General features: G+C 53.6%; 14 protein-coding genes. 11 read left to right on the forward strand and 3 right to left on the reverse strand.

Annotation, left to right across the window (positions count from 1 at the left end; all coding sequences use genetic code 11):
- Window positions 1-3: 3 nt before the first annotated feature.
- Window positions 4-384, reverse strand: a complete 381-nt coding sequence (locus tag HKL97_RS05955) for a VOC family protein (protein ID WP_291423418.1) — start codon at window positions 382-384, stop codon at window positions 4-6.
- A 13-nt stretch (window positions 385-397) separates the two neighbouring features.
- Complete coding sequence (locus HKL97_RS05960; protein ID WP_291423419.1) at window positions 398-1,339, reverse strand: ketopantoate reductase family protein; 942 nt, start codon at window positions 1,337-1,339, stop codon at window positions 398-400.
- Window positions 1,340-1,432: 93 nt separating this feature from the next.
- On the opposite strand from HKL97_RS05960, the gene HKL97_RS05965 reads away from it, so the two are divergent.
- Window positions 1,433-2,407 (forward strand): LysR family transcriptional regulator, encoded by a 975-nt coding sequence (locus HKL97_RS05965; protein ID WP_291423421.1) that lies wholly within the window; start codon window positions 1,433-1,435, stop codon window positions 2,405-2,407.
- 7 nt (window positions 2,408-2,414) lie between these two features.
- On the opposite strand, the gene HKL97_RS05970 is transcribed toward HKL97_RS05965, so the two are convergent.
- Complete coding sequence (locus tag HKL97_RS05970) at window positions 2,415-4,223, reverse strand: bifunctional sugar phosphate isomerase/epimerase/4-hydroxyphenylpyruvate dioxygenase family protein (RefSeq protein WP_291423423.1); 1,809 nt, start codon at window positions 4,221-4,223, stop codon at window positions 2,415-2,417.
- A 253-nt stretch (window positions 4,224-4,476) separates the two neighbouring features.
- Between HKL97_RS05970 and HKL97_RS05975 the strand changes: the two genes are divergently transcribed.
- The 10 genes from HKL97_RS05975 to HKL97_RS06020 all read left to right on the forward strand — a co-directional run bounded on the left by HKL97_RS05975 (window position 4,477) and on the right by HKL97_RS06020 (window position 16,811).
- Complete coding sequence (locus HKL97_RS05975) at window positions 4,477-5,370, forward strand: shikimate dehydrogenase (RefSeq protein ID WP_291423425.1); 894 nt, start codon at window positions 4,477-4,479, stop codon at window positions 5,368-5,370.
- Between the two features lie 140 nt (window positions 5,371-5,510).
- The gene (locus tag HKL97_RS05980) at window positions 5,511-6,839 is read left to right on the forward strand and encodes a carbohydrate porin (RefSeq protein ID WP_291423427.1); all 1,329 of its coding nucleotides are present in this window, start codon (window positions 5,511-5,513) and stop codon (window positions 6,837-6,839) included.
- Between the two features lie 112 nt (window positions 6,840-6,951).
- On the forward strand, window positions 6,952-8,265 hold the full coding sequence (locus tag HKL97_RS05985; RefSeq protein WP_291423429.1) for an MFS transporter: 1,314 nt from the start codon (window positions 6,952-6,954) through the stop codon (window positions 8,263-8,265).
- Window positions 8,266-8,550: 285 nt separating this feature from the next.
- Window positions 8,551-9,381 carry a sugar phosphate isomerase/epimerase gene (locus HKL97_RS05990; protein ID WP_291423431.1) on the forward strand — a complete coding sequence of 277 codons (831 nt, stop codon included), beginning with the start codon at window positions 8,551-8,553 and terminating at the stop codon, window positions 9,379-9,381.
- Between the two features lie 56 nt (window positions 9,382-9,437).
- The gene (locus tag HKL97_RS05995) at window positions 9,438-10,655 is read left to right on the forward strand and encodes a CaiB/BaiF CoA-transferase family protein (protein WP_291423433.1); all 1,218 of its coding nucleotides are present in this window, start codon (window positions 9,438-9,440) and stop codon (window positions 10,653-10,655) included.
- A 185-nt stretch (window positions 10,656-10,840) separates the two neighbouring features.
- A complete protein-coding gene (locus HKL97_RS06000; RefSeq protein ID WP_291423435.1) occupies window positions 10,841-12,601 on the forward strand; it encodes a thiamine pyrophosphate-binding protein in 1,761 nt (586 codons plus the stop codon).
- Between the two features lie 190 nt (window positions 12,602-12,791).
- Window positions 12,792-13,847: a Gfo/Idh/MocA family protein gene (locus HKL97_RS06005; RefSeq protein ID WP_291423437.1), complete on the forward strand. Its 1,056-nt coding sequence runs from the start codon at window positions 12,792-12,794 to the stop codon at window positions 13,845-13,847.
- Window positions 13,848-13,871: 24 nt separating this feature from the next.
- Window positions 13,872-14,321 carry a type II 3-dehydroquinate dehydratase gene (aroQ, locus tag HKL97_RS06010; protein ID WP_291423439.1) on the forward strand — a complete coding sequence of 150 codons (450 nt, stop codon included), beginning with the start codon at window positions 13,872-13,874 and terminating at the stop codon, window positions 14,319-14,321.
- A 308-nt stretch (window positions 14,322-14,629) separates the two neighbouring features.
- Window positions 14,630-15,853 carry an ABC transporter substrate-binding protein gene (locus tag HKL97_RS06015; protein ID WP_291423441.1) on the forward strand — a complete coding sequence of 408 codons (1,224 nt, stop codon included), beginning with the start codon at window positions 14,630-14,632 and terminating at the stop codon, window positions 15,851-15,853.
- Between the two features lie 88 nt (window positions 15,854-15,941).
- Window positions 15,942-16,811 (forward strand): branched-chain amino acid ABC transporter permease, encoded by an 870-nt coding sequence (locus HKL97_RS06020; protein ID WP_291423443.1) that lies wholly within the window; start codon window positions 15,942-15,944, stop codon window positions 16,809-16,811.
- Window positions 16,812-16,943: the final 132 nt, after the last annotated feature.

Raw genomic sequence — 16,943 nt, forward strand, 5'->3', positions numbered from 1 at the left:
CCTTCATGCGCGCGGGATCACGGCGAGGGCGGCGGCAACCGCCCCGGGACGTTCTTCCTGTAGAATTTCTACCTCCAGCCCGCCGGGCAGGCGCAGCCAGTTCGGCCCGCGGGGCAAGGCCGTGACGCCCCAGGCTTTCGCCGCTTCCAGCACCGCCGCCTGGTCCTCGACAAAGATGCCAAGATGCATGAGCCGCCCTTCGGAGCCGGTGAAGTCTGGGTCCTCGGCCAGTTGCAAGCCGCCCAGGGTCCAGGCCTGGCGTGGCAGTTGGCCCGATGCGGGGATCTCCTCGCGGAGAGTCATGCCCAGCACTTCGCCAAAAAACCGGATGTGCCAGTCAATATCGGCGACTTTCAAAGCCACATGTTCCAGATAGGCGCGCATGTTTGTTCCTCCTTCAGGCTTTGCCGGGATAATCGGTGCGGGCGAGTTCGATGCCTTTGACGCAGGCGGCCAGCGTGGCATTCACCGGCGTCGGCACGCCGGCGGCTTTGCCCCAGCGCAGCACGGCGCCGTGAATGAAGTCGATTTCGGTTTTCTGCCCCTTCTCCAGGCTTTGCAGCATCGAGGTCTTGAATTGCGGCGGCAGACCGGCGCGGGCTTTTTCCCAGGCTTCACGCGGCTCCGTAACCGAGAGCGCCACGCCATGGGCCCTCGCTACGTCCATGGCTTCGGCAATGGCCGCGAGGGCGGTTTCCTCCAGCGCGGGCAGGCTGTAGAGCCCGCCGTAGGTCAGGCGCGTGATGGCCGTGAGCGCGCCGCCGGCGACGTTCACCAGCAGCTTGTCCCACATCGTGCCCATGATGTTGGACGAGACATGGGTGAGCAAACCGCCGGCATTCAGAACCTCGGCAATATCGCGCACGCGCTGTGTGGTTGTGCCGTCAAGCTCGCCGATGATCGTCTCCTTGCCTGCGATGCCTGCCCGTACCCGCCCCGGCGCGAGCCATACGCCCCCGACATAGGTTTTTGCGCCCAGCACCTGCGCCCGCCCGGCTACATCGGCGAGGATATCCTCATGCCCAAGCCCGTTTTGCAGGGACATCACCACCGTCTCCGGCCCGAGCAAGGTGCGGGCGGACTCGATCGCCGCCCGGGTGTCGAAGGATTTGACCAGGATGATGACGAGATCGGCAATACCGATCCCCTCGATCCGGCTGCGTGCCTGCACTACCACGCGGGTGGATACATCGCCCTCCAGCAGCTCCAGCCCGCGTTGGTTGATCGCTTCGATATGCGCGCGATTGCGGCCGGCGAGCCAGACATCCGCGCCGCCTCGGGCCAGTGCGCCAGCGATCGTGGAGCCCAGCGCTCCCGCGCCGATAATGCAGATTTTCATGCCGTTTCCTTGAATGACGGCGTGCGTTCTAGCGTTGAATGAATTATGTAGGTGATACATAAGAGGCAATTATGCTTATTGTGGATTGCAATAATGAGCGAAGAAACCGGCCTGCTGGACGAAAAATTGCTGCGCCTGTTTGATGCGCTCTATGCGGCGCGCAGCGTCTCGCGCGCGGCTGTGCAACTGGGGCAGGCGCAGCCGACGGTCAGCATCTGGCTGCGCCGCTTGCGCGAGGCGCTGGGCGACCCGCTTTTTGTGCGCACAGAGTCCGGCATGCTCCCCACGCCGCGGGCCGATGAGCTGGTGGGCACGGTGCGCGGCGCGCTGGAGTTGTTGCAGAAGCTCGCTGCCCCGCCGCCGCCCTATAATCCCGCGACCGATGCGCGGCGTTTCCGCGTCTGCATGACCGATGCGAGCCATGTGACGTTGCTGCCGAAGTTGCTTACCTATGTGCGCGAGGCTGCTCCCCTGGCCAGTGTGCAGGTCATGCGCATCGACGAGGATACCGGCGGGCTGCTGCAATCGGGGGCTGCCGATCTGGCGCTCGGGCTGATCCCGTCGCTCGATGCCGGGTTCTACCAGCAGGCGCTTTACACGCAGGATTGGGTCTGCCTGGTGAGGCCCGGCCATCCTCGGCTGGAGGCCGGGTTGAGCCGGGTTTCCTATGAGCGGGAGGGGCATGCGGGCATCACCTCTGGAACCGGCCAGGCGTTGCTGGAAGCCGCACTCGCGCGTGCCGGCGTGGTCCGTCGCTTGGTCCTGGAACTGCCGGGGTTTCTTGGGCTGCCGGCGATTATTTCCAGCACGGACCTCATCGCCACCTTGCCGCGGCATATTGGTGAAACACTGGCGCGCAATGCTGGGCTGCGGGTGCACGACTGCCCACTTCCCGTGCCGAGCTTCACTGTGAAGCAGCATTGGCATGCGCGCTACCACCACGACCCGGCCAATCGCTGGCTACGCCTGAGTTGCGCCAAGCTGTTCAAGCACCTGCCAGGCGAGGAAGAGTTGCGCGAAGTTCAGTCATCTGAAGGTTCGGGCCTCCTGGCGCCGCCGGGGGCATGATGATGGATTAATAGTGGCCTTGTTGGCGCAGGTTCGCCATCGCCGCGAGGCGAATCGGGGCGTTGTTCGCGCCGTAGCCCTGGTAGCCGTTGCGCTGCAGGAGTTCGAAGAAAAAGCGGCCGGAGAAATTCGGGGTGTAGGTATGCCGGAAATCTCCCTGTGCATCCGCGTCGTAGAGAATGCCGAGTTGTTCAAATTTTGCCAGGGTCGCGCGATCAAGGCCAAAGCGAGCCCCGAGGTCTTCGTAATAATTGGCAGGAATTGGTAAGACCGGTATCCCGGCGGCGATGGCTTTTTGCGTTGCCGATATAATGTCCGGTGTGGCAAAGGCGACGTGATGCACGCCCGACCCGGCGGCTTGATTCACAAACAGGGACGTCTCCGTTGCGGGACTTTCGGAGATGTTGAGGGGTATCCGAATGGTTCCCGCCGTGTTCTTCATGGTACGCGAGCGGATCAGGCCGAAGCGATCGGCAAATTCGATTGTGGCCTCGGGAATAAGGCCAAACAGGGTACGATAAAAAAGCACAAATCTATCCAGTGATCCCGGACTAAGAGCCTGGGTGATGTGGTCAATTTTAAGCGGCGTGCCGGGTTGGGTTCCGGTGAGCGGGAACAGCTCGAAATCCTGACGCCACATCCCGGCGGCGGCGGCGGGCTCTACGAGGTAGAGCAAGGAGCCGTTTGGCTCACGCACGGCGGGAATGCGGTGTTCTCCGGGGCCGGTGCGTTCGGTCCAGGTTGGCGAGAGCAGAGCGGCTGCACGAGCCAGAGCGGGCGCGACCTGATCCACCTTGAGGGCAAGCGCGCAAACCGAAGGGCCGTGCAACGCAAAATGCTCCGAGGCGGCGCTATCGGGCTCGGCGTTGAGCACGATGTTCACCTCGCTTTGGCGATATAGGCTAACAGCTTTGGAGCGGTGGCGCCCGGCAAGGCGAAAGCCGAGCCGGCCGAGAACGATGGCGAGCTGCTCGGCGGCCTCATTGTCCACGGCAAATTCGATGAACTCAAAGCCGTCTAGCGCTGGCGGTGGCGGCAGGTAGGTGCGCCCGGCCTCGGACTCAATCCAGATGAGTGAACGTAAACCGTCCAGAGCAAGGGGGCGGGGAGGGCTGGCGCGGAACTCGTTGTTAAAAATTTTCAGGCCGAGCGGCCCTTCATACCCGGCGCGCAGCGCGTCCCGCAAAAAGCCGATAACGTCCAGGTCTCCTTGGCCAGGAAAATTGCGGTAATGCCGGCTCCAGGTGGCAATATCCAGGGTGAGGCGTGGTGCGTCGGCCAGTTGCAGGGAGAAAATTTTATCCCCGGGAACGTCCTCGATCCCGGCCAGACTGCCGCCCGGTGCCAGGGTATGGAAGCTATCGAGGGCTAGCCCCAGGGCCGGGAGATTGACGGCTTTGACGATATCCCAGGCTTGCCGCCAGGATTTGACGTGACGCCCCCAGGCCAGGGCCTGATAGGCAATTTTGAGGCCCCGCTGCCCAGCGCGCTCGGCGAGCTGGGATAGGTCCGCCGCAGCGCGCGAGGGGTCACCCACCGCCGCTTCTTGGATGTTACTATATAAAAGGAGTTGCCTGGCCCCTAGTTCCGCCATGACGTCGAATTTGCCTTCCGCACGGGCCAAATTCCGCGTCAGCGTAGCCTGATCCATACATTCGAAGTCCCGGAAGGGTTGGAGACTTAAGATACTGAGGCCGAGATCGCTGGCCAAATGGGCAACGTCCCGGGGCGTCCCATCGAAGCTCAGAAGGTCGGTCTCAAAAATTTCAACAGCATCGAACCCCGCCGCCGCCGCCGCTTCCAGCTTGTCAGGCAATGTTCCGCTGAGTGAGACCGTGGCGATGGATTTCTGCAGCGGGCTGAGAATGTTCACAGCTTGAGCCTCCTGATGTCTGGGGCGGATATGACAAAAATTAATAGCCGAAGATATTGCCCCTTGCAACGTACCAAAAAGTTAGTTAGTAAAGTGCCCGTAAAATGATAATTGGAACGCCCACAAGTTGATGTTAACCTTGGCACTCTTTGTTGCAGTGCGGCATTTTGCTTAAAGATTACGAAAAGAGAGGCTGATGGCTCATATGAACGTCCCAAATCGTGATGAGAAAACCCAGTCTATGAGCTTAGCTAATTCTGTACTTGTTGGTTTAATTGGGGAAGGGATTGGGCCGTCGCGCTCCCCCTTCATGCATGAAACCGAAGCCGCGGCGCTGGGGATCAAGCTGATCTATCGGCTGATCGACCTGCCGGTGCTGGGTCTCGATGTGAGTTCGCTTGAAGTCCTGCTGCACGCGGCGGAATTGATGGGTTTCTCCGGCGTCAATGTCACGCATCCCTGCAAGCAGGCGGTTATCCCTTTGTTGGACGGTCTCTCTGATGAAGCGCGTGCGCTGGGAGCGGTTAACACGGTGCTGTTCCGTGAAGGTAAGCGGATGGGCCATAACACGGATTGGTTTGGTTTTGCCGAGGCTTTCCGTCTACGTATGCCGGGCGCATCGCTGGAGCGGGTGGTACAGCTGGGCGCCGGGGGAGCTGGTGCTGCGGTAGCGTACGCCATACTGAAAATGGGCGCAAAGCATATCGTGATTGTTGATGTTGATCCTCAGCGTGCCGATGATGTGGTTCAAAAGTTTTCGGCCTTATTTGGCGCGGATCGAATTTCTGGCGCGGCATCCGCGGCGGAGGCGCTCATCGGCGCAACCGGATTGATTAATGCAACACCAATCGGCATGGCGGCGCATCCGGGCCTGCCGCTTGACAGCGCCTTGCTGCGCCCGGATTTGTGGGTCGCCGAGGTTGTTTATTTTCCCCTGGAAACCGCATTGTTGAAAGCCGCGCGTGAAATTGGCTGCCGCACGGTGGACGGCGGCGGCATGGCGGTCTTCCAAGCGGCTGAAGCTTTCCGTTTGTTTACAGGAATCGTCCCGGATGCAGCCAGAATGCTGGCAAACTTCGCGGCGGAATAAAGATATGCGGGACATATATGTTCCGTGCAAAGAGACGAACCAGTTGGTTTGTAACATGTCTGAAAATTCGAAAGTTATGGGTAATACCAGGGGCATGTGCCGCTCAAGCGGCTAAAAACACCTAAAGGGAGACGTATGTAATGAATAAACTCAAGCAGTCGGCAACTCGTCTGGGATTGAAGGCAACATTATTGGCGGGCGGCGCCTTGTTTGCCGTTGCCGCGACAGCACACGCGCAATCAGGGGCCTCTCCGGCTTCGACCAATTTTTTTACCCGGCCGCTTATGACGGGTAACTGGAACGGCGCGCGGACAAAGCTCGAAGATACCGGAATCACCTTTAATGGATTCTACGTAGGTGAATATGCCAACGGGGTCTCTGGCGGAAATCGCCAGGGCGGCGATTTCGCCGCGCAGTTCGGTCTTGGTATGGATGTCGATCTCGGCAAGCTGGCAGGGCTGGAGGGCGCCAGTCTGCATTTCGCGGTCAACCAGCGCGTCGGCCGCAACACCTCGGCGGACTATATCGGCAACCGCCTTGCCGTGCAGGAAGTCTATGGCGCCGGCGAGACGCTGCGCATCGTGGAAATGAGCTATGAGCAGAAGTTCGATGATGGCGCTTTCGATACGAAAATCGGCTTCTACCCAATGGGCAACGATTTTGCCGGAACCCCGCTGCTGCTGGATTTCCAGAACGTCGGTTTTTGTATCCATCCGCAGAACCTTCCGGCTTCCAGCGGCTGGTCTGATTATCCCACCGGCAAGTGGGGCGGGCGTATCAAATGGATGCCCACAACCAATTCTTACATCCAGGCCGGTGTGTACGACGTCAACCCAGGCTATTACGCCAAGGAAAACGGCATGAAGGTGAGCACCTCGGGCTCCACCGGCGCGCTGATCCCGGTCGAGGTCGAGTACACATCAGCTCTCGGCGCTGCCGGACTGCCGGGTCACTATAAGGCGGGCGTGTATTACGATACTTCGACCGTCAAAAATGCCGCCGATGTCACCGCTACGCAAAATGCCATGGAAACCGGCCGTTACGGTGGCTACCTGCTGGCGGATCAGATGATCTACAGTTTCGATGGCACACCAAAGCGCGGCCTGATTGCCTTCGCCCAGGTTTCCTATTCCGATCCGCAGACCTCGGTGTATGAAAGCACCCTGGCCGGTGGCGTCGTCGCGCAGGGGCCGTTTGCCTCTCGTCCGAATGACTTCATTGCACTCGGTTATGTGCGCGCGGGGCTCAACAACCGGACGATCAACGCGAAGGAGCTCGCCTCACGCGGTACATTGTCGGGGCTGTCAAATGGTGAAGGCGTCGTCGAACTCGGCTATGGCCTGAAAGCGACGCCCTGGCTGCTAATTCATCCGAATGTGCAGTACATCACCGATCCGGGCACGTTCTCCTACAACAAGCACATGAAAAATGCTTGGGCGATTGGCCTGCAAACCAAGGTCTTCTTCTAGAAACGAACGAGGGCGCCTGGATCATGAGCCTGCTCCAGGCGCCTAATGCGGCGAGTGTGTTCAAACATGACAACTCAGTTGTTTGCAGAATATCGCGAGGGAGAAATTTAAAATGAATTCGACGACAACCGCTTCCACGTTATCCAGAGCGGGGGCAAAACCCCGGACAAGGGCACGCTTTGCCGTCCTGGCGCTAATCGCCGTTGTGACAATGGTAAATTATCTTGATCGTTCAGTGCTCGGCTTGGCCGCGCCAGCGATGGCGAAAGATCTTGGGTTTGCAGCGAGCAGTCTTGGGTTGATCTTCTCGGCCTTCGCATGGACGTATACCGCGAGTCAGATTCCGGGCGGTGTGTTTTTGGACCGGTTCGGAACCAAACTTACCTATGGACTCGCCATCATTGTCTGGTCCGCGATCACCTTCGCGCAGAGCATGGTTGGCGGCATGGGTGCCTTGCTCGCTTGCCGCTTTGGCCTTGGTGTTGCCGAAGCGCCTTGCTTTCCGACCAACGGCCGCATCGTGGGTATATGGTTTCCGCAGAAAGAGCGCGCGCGGGCAACCAGTATTTATACAGTTGGGGAATATGTGGGTCTTGCATTCCTGAGCCCGATTCTTCTGTGGATTATGCACGTATGGAGCTGGCACGTATTATTCCTTGTTGTTGGCAGCTTTGGTATTTTGCTCGGCATTGTCCTGCTGGTCGCCTATCGCAACCCGCAAGAGAGCAAATGGGCCAATCAGGAAGAGCTGGATTACATCGAAGCGGGTGGCGGTCTTCAGCCGGTTAATGCCGACGCGACGGCTTTCTCTTGGAGTAATGTCCGTAAGCTGCTGGGGTACCGGCAGGTCTGGGGCGCATCCATCGGACAGTTTGCCGGCAACGCAACATTAGTGTTTTTCCTGACCTGGTTCCCGACTTACCTGGTGCAGGCGCGTGGCATGGGGTGGGTTAAGGAAGGCTTCTTCGTGGTGCTTCCATTTGCTGCGGGGGCGGTCGGTGTGCTTGTTGGCGGCGCTCTGTCGGATAAGTTGCTTAGCTGGACTGGCTCGGTGAATATTTCGCGAAAGACACCGATCATTGCCGGGCTATTGCTTGCTTCGACGATCATTACCGCTAACTACGTTAATAGTAATGCGATGGTGATTGCGATTCTGTCTCTTGCCTTTTTTGGCCAAGGAATGGTTGGGCTGGGCTGGACCGTTATTTCTGACATCGCACCGAAAAATCTAATGGGCCTTACGGGAGGCATCTTCAACGCAATGACCAATCTCGCAGGTATCGTCACCCCGTTGGCCATTGGATACATTGTTGCTGAAACACATTCGTTTGCTGGAGCCTTGTCCTTTGTCGGTGTCGTCGCATTGATTGGCGTATTTTCGTACATCTTCGTTCTCGGTGATATTAAACGTATCAACTTGGATTAGGAGCATCTCCGAAAAAGCACATATTCTGAATTGTAGATGCCAGCGCTTTAGCTAGCTCGATTTCGCTAAAGCGCTGGTAGATAAACTAGATGTTGTGAAGAGGTATCGGATGTGACTAGGCAGACGATACAAAAAAATTTTTGAAAAAAGATAGATTGGCGTGATCTTGAAGAAGCAAAACTGCAAGGCGGCGAAGCATGATACTTTTAAGTATTAGAACCAACCGGAATATTCCGACGGTATGACGGAACAAAGATTATCAACGAATAGAACATCGAGTAAACCATGACAATTCAGTATTCCTTGGCCCACTTAACCGTGCTTGGGTGTCCGACGCCAGAAATGGTTTATATCGCGGCGCGAGCAAGCTACGATTATGTTAGCCCGCGGCTTATTTATATGGGGCTTCCGGGAGAGCCAAACTATGCGCTGGCGGATAATCCAGCAATGCTGCGGCAGACCAAACGTGCGCTGAGCGAGACGGGGGTTAAGGTGCATGACATAGAATTGGCACGGATATATGACGATATGCACCCGACAAAATATCTGCCCGCCATGGAGGTTGCGGCGGAACTTGGCGCCAAGGCAGTGTTGTCGAGCATCTGGACCGAGAACATTAATTACGCGAAAGAAAAATATGCAAAGATTTGTGAGCTCGCGCAACCTTTTGGCTTAACCGTTGATCTTGAGTATGTGCCGATATCAAGCATAAACAATCTTGCAAAAGCAGTGGATGTTCTGCGTGCAGCAAAACAAAAAAATTCAGGACTTTTGATAGATATGCACCATTTTCATCGTGCGGGGGACAGGGTAGAGGACCTGGACCTTCTTCCGCGTGAATGGTTTCACTTCATACATTTATGCGATGCTAGCGCGGAGGTACCACGGGATCGTGCCGAGATGACCCGCATCTTGCGTGAGGAGCGGCTATATGTTGGTGATGGTGGGATTGATGTGGCAGATATCTTGCGGCATATCCCAACAAAAATTTATTCTATTGAACTGCCGAACCTCGCCCAAGCCAAGGCGATTGGTTACGCGGAGCATGCGTTCCGCTGTATCGAATCAGCAAAGCGATATATCGCAAAACATGGTCTCGAAAACAATTCACATTAAGATCTGCTCTGCATTCCGCAGTTGGATGCCACGGCGGCTGTTCATGAAGAAACAAAATGGAGGCAACAACTATGCCAAGTGCACTTAAGGGGATCCGGGTATTAGATCTGACCAATGTCCTGGCAGGACCGTTTTGTGCATACCAATTGGCGCTTCTTGGTGCCGAAGTAATCAAGGTCGAAGTGCCTGGCCTTGGCGATCTGGCACGCCAATTAGGTGCTGATGCTGATCTGAATGCGCGAAAAATGGGATCTTCATTTCTTTCTCAAAATGGTGGAAAGAAGTCAATTACGATAAATTTGAAATCCAAAGAGGGCCGGGAGGTACTACTGCGCTTGGTGGCATCGGCTGATGTGCTTGTGGAAAATTTTCGTCCCACCGTTATGGAACGCCTCGGTTTAGGCTATAATAAGCTTAAAGCGGTTAATCCGCGGCTTGTCTATTGCGCGATTTCAGGGTTCGGCCAGGATGGCCCGATGCAGAGCTCGCCGGCCTACGACCAAATTATCCAGGGGCTGTCTGGTGTCATGAGCATCACAGGTGATGCGCGGTCGGCGCCTCAGCGCGTTGGCTATCCCGTAGCGGACACGATAGGAGGCATTACGGCTGCCTTTGCGATAGCGGCTGCACTGGTGAGACAAGTGCGTTCTAGTGAAGGTGACTTCATCGACGTGTCGATGCTGGACTCAACCATTGTGACAATGGGGTGGGTCATATCAAATTTTCTCATCGCAGGAAAAGAGCCAAAGCCAATGGGGAATGAAAATTTTACAGCTGCTCCTTCTGGTACGTTCCGTACTGGCCATGGGCTTATCAATATTGCCGCAAACAAGCAGGAACAGTTTGAGGCTTTGGCGAAGATCATTGGGCGCGAAGACATAATTTCAGATCCAAGGTTTTCCGAGAGAGAAACAAGGAAAGTAAACCGAACGGCGTTAACGGTTGAGATTGAGCAGGCCCTGAGTAAAAAAACGGCTGTAGAGTGGGAAGATATTCTCTCGTCAAATAACATTCCAGCCGGCCGGGTACTTACCGTGCCTGAGGCACTTGCGCATCCACAAGTAGGTCACCGGCACTTGCTCGCCCATTTCGATACTGTGCCCGGGGTAGACCGTCCTATTGACGTAGTGCGAACAGGATTTAAAATGTCAAGCGGTGACCCTGATGTTACAATACCGCCACCACAACTCGGTGAGCATTGCAACGATATTCTCGCTGGTATTGGATATTCACATGAAGAAATAAAGCATTTGCGGGAGGTAAAGGCAATCTAACTGTGAAAGACACAAATCATAATTTCTTTGTGTCGTTTCCTTTTTTGATGATTAGAATGTCAAAAACTGTTTAAATTGGATTCTGTGGTCGAAGGCTTTCAGGGGCATGGAAATCCAAGCTAGAGACGATGGTTGTATAAACAGTCATTAGCCAGATTAATCGAACATGTAGTTGGGAAAACAAAATGAAGAAGCTTATTTCACATCAGCTTGTGAACTACCTCGAAGAACGCGGAGTTGAACATATTTTCGGACTTTGCGGTCACACCAATATCGCTGTGCTGTCCGCTTTGGAAAATAGCAAGATTCGATTCATTAATACACGTCATGAACAGATCGCCGCGCATATAGCCGATGGCTATGCACGTGCGAAAAAGCGGACTGCAGTTCTTCTGAGTCATCTTGGTCCGGGCCTGACAAACGCCGCGACAGGGGTCGCCAATGCGGCACTAGATTCCATTCCGATGGTTGTTATCGCGGGAGACGTACCAAGTCATTATTTTGGTAAGCATCCTCATCAGGAAATAAATCTTCATGCAGATGCGTCGCAATGGGAGGTCTATCGTCCATTCGTAAAGCGGGCATGGAGGGTCGATCGTCCGGATCTCTTCCCGGAAATTCTCGAGAAGGCGTTTCAGCTCGCAGAAAGTGGCCGGCCGGGGCCGGTTCTTGTGTCAGTGCCGATGGATATTTTTTCCATGGAGGTTGACGTATCTTTGTTCGATCGTCAAAAAAGCCATACGCGGGCGCTAAATAAGCCGTCCATTGGTGATGACACAGCACGCAACATAATTAAAGCATTGTTGGATGCAAAAAATCCTGTGATCTATGCCGGTGGCGGAGTTATTCTTGCTGATGCCGCAGCAGAACTTAAAGCAATGGTTGATCATTTGAATATTCCAGTCGCCCATTCCCTGATGGGCAAGGGCGTTTTGCCAGATGATCATGATTTTACGCTTGGAATGACTGGTTTCTGGGGGACGCAATTTGTAAATGATCAATGCTTGAAGGCAGATGTGGTTTTTGGTCTTGGGACTCGATTTGCTGAAGCAGATTGTAGTTCGTGGGAGTCAGAATACACCTTCAATATTCCCGGAACTAAACTGATTCATATCGATATAGATCCGTCTGAGATCGGTAGAAACTATCCGGTGTTGATTGGCGCGGTGGCGGACCTCAAGCAGGCGCTAATTGTATTAAATCGGGTGGCGCGCGAAATGCTGCCGCAGGGGCGAAAGAATGATGCTCTGCGTCAAGAGATTGCGGCGTACCGGAGGGAGTTCGTTGCGGGCAATCAAAAAGCCGTTAACGACGACAGCTTTCCGATGATGCCAGAGCGAATTCTCTCGGTAACGCGTAATGCATTGCCCAGGAATGCCTTTATTACAACTGATGTTGGATGGAACAAAAACGGTGTTGGGCAACAATTTCCGGTCTATGAGCCTGGCTCGATTTTGACGCCGGGTGGCTACGCCACGATGGGGTTCGGTGCGCCGGCTGCTCTTGGTGCGAAGCTGGCCTGTCCTGATCGTGTTGTCGTGTCACTCGTTGGTGATGGTGGCTTTGGCCAGAATCCCGCATTATTAGCGACAGCAGTAGAAGAAAATATTGCGGTTGTTTGGATTGTGATGAACAACTATTCATTCGGCACAATCGCCGGATTGGAAAAAGCGCATTATGGTACGACATTCGGCACCATGTTCCGAAAGGACGGGAAGCCTTATCAAGCGGATTTCGCGGCTGTTGCACGTGCCTATGGCGCCGAAGGCGTTCAAGTGAAGTCGGCTGAAGAATTCTCGGATATTCTTGAACGGGCAATAAAATCGAACAAGCCGTTTGTTATCGATGTTGCCATGCGTAATAATCCTGTGCCGACGTCAGGGCATTGGAACATTCTCGACATCTATTCACCGCAGGGGAATGTTTCACATGTCAGTGTTGAGTAAGGATGGAATAGGTAAATAAAAAAATCGCTCTGTGTTGAGAAAGTTATGTTACTTTCGAGACACGGAGCATTTCTTGTGCTTTTTAATTTTCACAATATAAACGTTGATCTTTCTCAAATCATCGCACTTGTTCTTCTTAGAAGAGAAGGTCTTATGTCTCAGTCATAAACCAAACATAGAGAATGGATTCATGGCGTATCGGAAAGCTAAAATCGCAGTAGCGGGAGCGGGATATATCGGCCAGGCGCACATTGCAGTTATCCAAGCCAGCCCTAATGCCGAGCTATCGGCGATTGTTGATCCCACTGAAAACGCCAAAATTTTGGCTAACAGCGCTGGCGTAGCATATTATCCATCTCTCGAAGCGTTGTTATCTGATGTGAGTCCAGATGGACTGGTTTTGGCGACGCCAAATCAACTTCATGTGGTTCAATCGTTGCAGTGTTTAGCATCAGGTGTTCCAATTCTTTTAGAAAAACCGATTGCTACGACTGTTGCTGAGGGGGAAAACTTGGTTAGGGCGGTTGCTGAAACCGGCGGAAAAATTTTGGTTGGACATCACCGTGCGCATAGCCCGATTATGGCAAAAGCCAGGCAGGTTGTGGAATCTGGTCAGCTTGGCCGGCTTGTGGCGGTTATGGGCAGCGCGATGTTTTATAAGCCAGACCATTATTATGAAGATGCACCATGGAGACGGGAGATTGGTGGTGGGCCAATTTTACTTAACATGATTCACGAAATTCATAATTTGCGTATGCTGTGCGGCGATATTATCGCGGTTCAAGCATTCGCCAGCAATGCGGTAAGGCGTTTCTCTGTTGAAGATACTGTTGCGATTAACTTGCGTTTTAGCAGTGGTGTTTTAGGTACTTTTCTTTTGTCTGATACGGCTGCGTCTGCGCACAGTTGGGAGCTGACATCTCAGGAGAATAAGGCTTACCCAACTTATAACGATGAGGATTGCTACGTTATCTCAGGCACGAAAGGAAGTTTGTCCGTGCCGACTATGCGCCTTAAGACCTACCCTAGGAATGAAGATCGTTCCTGGTGGAAAGAGTTTGAGGTAGGCAAGGTTGGCCTCGTACGCGACGACCCGTTAAAACATCAAATTGAGCATTTTGTAAAAGTGATACATGGTGAAGCGCTGCCATTGGTTAGCGCATTAGATGGGCTTTTAAACTTGCGTGTTACAATGGCTATTGATGAGGCAGCCCGGACGGGCAAGATTGTAAATGTTGAGACATAAAACACAAAAAAGGAGAAAAATATTATGAAAATTCTCATGCTTCATGGCATTAACCACAATATGTTTGGTAAGCGAGACCCCAAGCAATATGGGACCATTACCCTCGCGGAGATTGATGACCAGTTACAGAAGCTTGGCCAGGAGCTTGGGGCTGAGGTGGTCAGCTATCAAACTAATAATGAAGGAGAGATGTGCGAACGAATCCATGCCGGCTATAGCGAGGGGGTCGATGCCGTATTAATTAATGCGGGTGCATGGACTCATTACAGCTACGGAATCCGGGATGCATTGGCTATTCTGACAGTGCCGATCGTCGAGCTTCATATGTCGAATATCCATGCGCGGGAGAAGTTCCGGCACCATTCGGTATTTGCCGAAATTGCCTTGGGACAAATTTCTGGATTTGGCCTTGAAAGTTATTTTCTGGCGCTCCGTGCCGCGATCTCGGCGATTAAGGCCAAAAAAGCCGGGTGAGCAGAGAAAAGAGACGGATTTGGTTAAGGCGGTGTAGCCGCATGCTGTTCGGGGGGGGGGCTATTGGCGTGCGAATCAGAAGCCCGCATATGACACGTTGTCGGGCAAGTATATAACGCACTAGATGGTTAGTACTGGACAGTTGTAAAAAATGGCTGTAGAAATGGGGGGTGACGAAAAGACTGCAAGGGTTTTGTAAAAATACACGCTTCACTTCGTTGCCTGCTTCAGGATAAATTTGGCTATCTAGCTCTACATAAAAATTTGGAGGAAATATAATGTAAAAAAAAGTTAAAAACACAGGTTTATTGAAGCTGCGCCGCCGGCATCTGCTGGGAAGTGTCGCTGGTGGGGCTGCGGTTTCGGCGCTTGCAATGCCGCATGTTGCTCGCGCGGTAGAGCCAATTCGGATTGGCCTGCTGGAAGCTAAGCAGGGTCCGATTGCTGAACAGTCGCAGTATCTCCAGCGGGGCACGTTTCTCGCCATGGAGCAGATGGGCAACGAATTACTCGGCCGCCCAGCTGAGATTATTTGGGACGATGAGCCGTCGGCCCAGGCGGCTGGACAGAATGCGTTGCAATTGATTCAGCAGAATAAAGTGGTGGCGATGTTGGGCGGTGCACTCAGCAACTTCGCTCTTGCGGAAGAAGCCATCGCGGGTCAGTATAAGGTTCCGTTCCTCATCAACAATGGTGCGGCTGAAGAAATTACAGGAACCAAGTGCAATCCGTATACTTTTCGGTTGCAGTCGCCAGTGCCGGTGCAGGCGGCGGCGATGCTGCCATATCTCGAAAATATCGGTAAGCGGTGGTATTTCCTTTCGGCTTCTTATGCGTATGGTCAGGATATCGTCAACAACTTTAAGTCGTTACTGAAAGGTATCGGCGGAACTATTGTTGGTGACGATCAGGTTCCGGTGGGAACGTCCGATTATAGTGCATATATTCTTAAAATCCGCGAGGCGCAGCCTGACCTGGTTATTGGTGGCCTGACGTCGGGAGATTTGTCGAGTTTTCTGAAGCAGTGGAAGGACTTCGGGATGAGCGGCAAGATTCCCTTCACTGAGATTGGTGTGGGTGACCCTGATCTCTGGGCTGTTGGTAAGGATAATATTGCCGGTATTTATACGACGATGTGGTGGTATAAAGATCCGAATAATTCCCCGGCGGACAAGGCCTTCGCTGCGGCCTATGAGAAAAAGTATAATGCTCCCGCGGCAGATAAGGCATGGATGGGGTGGTATTCTGCGCGGATTATGTTCGAGTCCATTAACAAAGCCAATTCAACAAACCCTGACGCAATCGTAGAAGCATTGTACAACTGGTCTGAACTGGATGGTGGCATTAATGTACATTTTGATCGCTGGGATAACCAGTTGATCCACCGGTTGCTCGTTGTCGGGATTAAGAAGCATATCCCGAACCAGTGGGATTATTTTGATGTTCTTCAGTCTGTTCCGAGCAACGATGCCGAGGCTGCTGTAGCCTTTGGAACGCAGGCTCAAAGCGCCTGCCATATGACACCGCTGTAAGGAATAGCGGCTAAGGGAAGTTGTTTCGCACCATCCTGTTATCCAGGGTGGTGCGAATTTCTTCAGTTCTAAAGGAGAAAAATTTACCATGTGGGACATGATGCTGCTTCAGATAGGCAATGGCATGGCACTTGGCTTTTTATATGTGCTTATTGCTCTGGGCTTGTCGATTATTTTTGGTCTGCTGGGTATCGTTAATTTCGCGCATGGTGTCTTTTTTGCCCTCGGCGCCTATTTTTCGATAACGCTTTTTGGGGTGATGGGGTGGTGGGGCATACCTGTTGCCATTGCCCTGGTAGGCGTTATTGGCATGCTTACGGAGGTTGTATTGATCCGGAGGCTCTACGATAAAGATCCTCTTATCAGCTTGATCGTGACGTTTGCGTTCTCACTTTTGGCTGAGGCCATAATCCGTACATTGTGGGGCCCGGTTGGTCAGCCGTTTGATGCACCGGATGCATTGAACGGTGTTTTGATCTGGGGGCCATTTGTTATTGCGACGTATCGACTCGCGGTAATGATTTTGGTTATCGTAATTCTGGCAGCGCTTTGGGCATTTTTGCAGTTCACACCGTTTGGACGGATTTTGCGCGCAGGTAGCCGTGATCCAGGAATGGTTGGTGTTTTGGGGATAAATTTACCCCATGTTTTAACGGGTACTTTTGGTTTGGGCTGTGTCCTGGCTGCGATTGCTGGATCTCTGGCAGCTCCGCTTTGGAGTGTGACCCCGAGCATGGGAGAGGCGGCGATTATGCCTGCGTTTGTGATTGTGACAATTGGGGGGCTTGGCTCCTATGTTGGCGCGATTGTAGCAGGCTTGCTGGTCGGTTTAGTTCAGTCTTTAGCGGTCCAGTTTGTACCGGAGGCTTCCACGGCTGCTATGTATGTTCTGATGGCGTTGGTTTTGCTTGTCCGGCCGCGCGGCTTGTTTGGTGAACGGTGGGAGCGCTTTGAATGAAAAATTTGGCAAAAAATCCGGTTGTTATCACGGCCATCGTACTTCTGGTGCTGACGCTGATCGCCCCAAGCTTGGGGTTTCCCATTAGCAAGCTTACTGAAATAATTATTTATACGCTTTATGCTCTCGGTG

It is taken from the genome of Acidocella sp., from assembly GCF_013044125.1.
In the GTDB taxonomy this organism is placed as follows: Bacteria; Pseudomonadota; Alphaproteobacteria; order Acetobacterales; family Acetobacteraceae; genus Acidocella.

Excerpts from the sequence above, each read along its gene's own strand:
- HKL97_RS05975 (WP_291423425.1), top strand. The coding sequence starts at position 4,477 with ATGGCTCATATGAACGTCCCAAATCGTGATGAGAAAACCCAGTCTATG.
- HKL97_RS06000 (WP_291423435.1), top strand. The coding sequence starts at position 10,841 with ATGAAGAAGCTTATTTCACATCAGCTTGTGAACTACCTCGAAGAACGC.
- HKL97_RS05990 (WP_291423431.1), top strand. The coding sequence starts at position 8,551 with ATGACAATTCAGTATTCCTTGGCCCACTTAACCGTGCTTGGGTGTCCG.
- HKL97_RS06020 (WP_291423443.1), top strand. The coding sequence starts at position 15,942 with ATGTGGGACATGATGCTGCTTCAGATAGGCAATGGCATGGCACTTGGC.
- aroQ (WP_291423439.1), top strand. The coding sequence starts at position 13,872 with ATGAAAATTCTCATGCTTCATGGCATTAACCACAATATGTTTGGTAAG.
- HKL97_RS06005 (WP_291423437.1), top strand. The coding sequence starts at position 12,792 with ATGGCGTATCGGAAAGCTAAAATCGCAGTAGCGGGAGCGGGATATATC.
- HKL97_RS05995 (WP_291423433.1), top strand. The coding sequence starts at position 9,438 with ATGGAGGCAACAACTATGCCAAGTGCACTTAAGGGGATCCGGGTATTA.
- HKL97_RS05965 (WP_291423421.1), top strand. The coding sequence starts at position 1,433 with ATGAGCGAAGAAACCGGCCTGCTGGACGAAAAATTGCTGCGCCTGTTT.
- HKL97_RS05960 (WP_291423419.1), bottom strand. The coding sequence starts at position 1,339 with ATGAAAATCTGCATTATCGGCGCGGGAGCGCTGGGCTCCACGATCGCT.
- HKL97_RS05980 (WP_291423427.1), top strand. The coding sequence starts at position 5,511 with ATGAATAAACTCAAGCAGTCGGCAACTCGTCTGGGATTGAAGGCAACA.
- HKL97_RS05955 (WP_291423418.1), bottom strand. The coding sequence starts at position 384 with ATGCGCGCCTATCTGGAACATGTGGCTTTGAAAGTCGCCGATATTGAC.
- HKL97_RS05985 (WP_291423429.1), top strand. The coding sequence starts at position 6,952 with ATGAATTCGACGACAACCGCTTCCACGTTATCCAGAGCGGGGGCAAAA.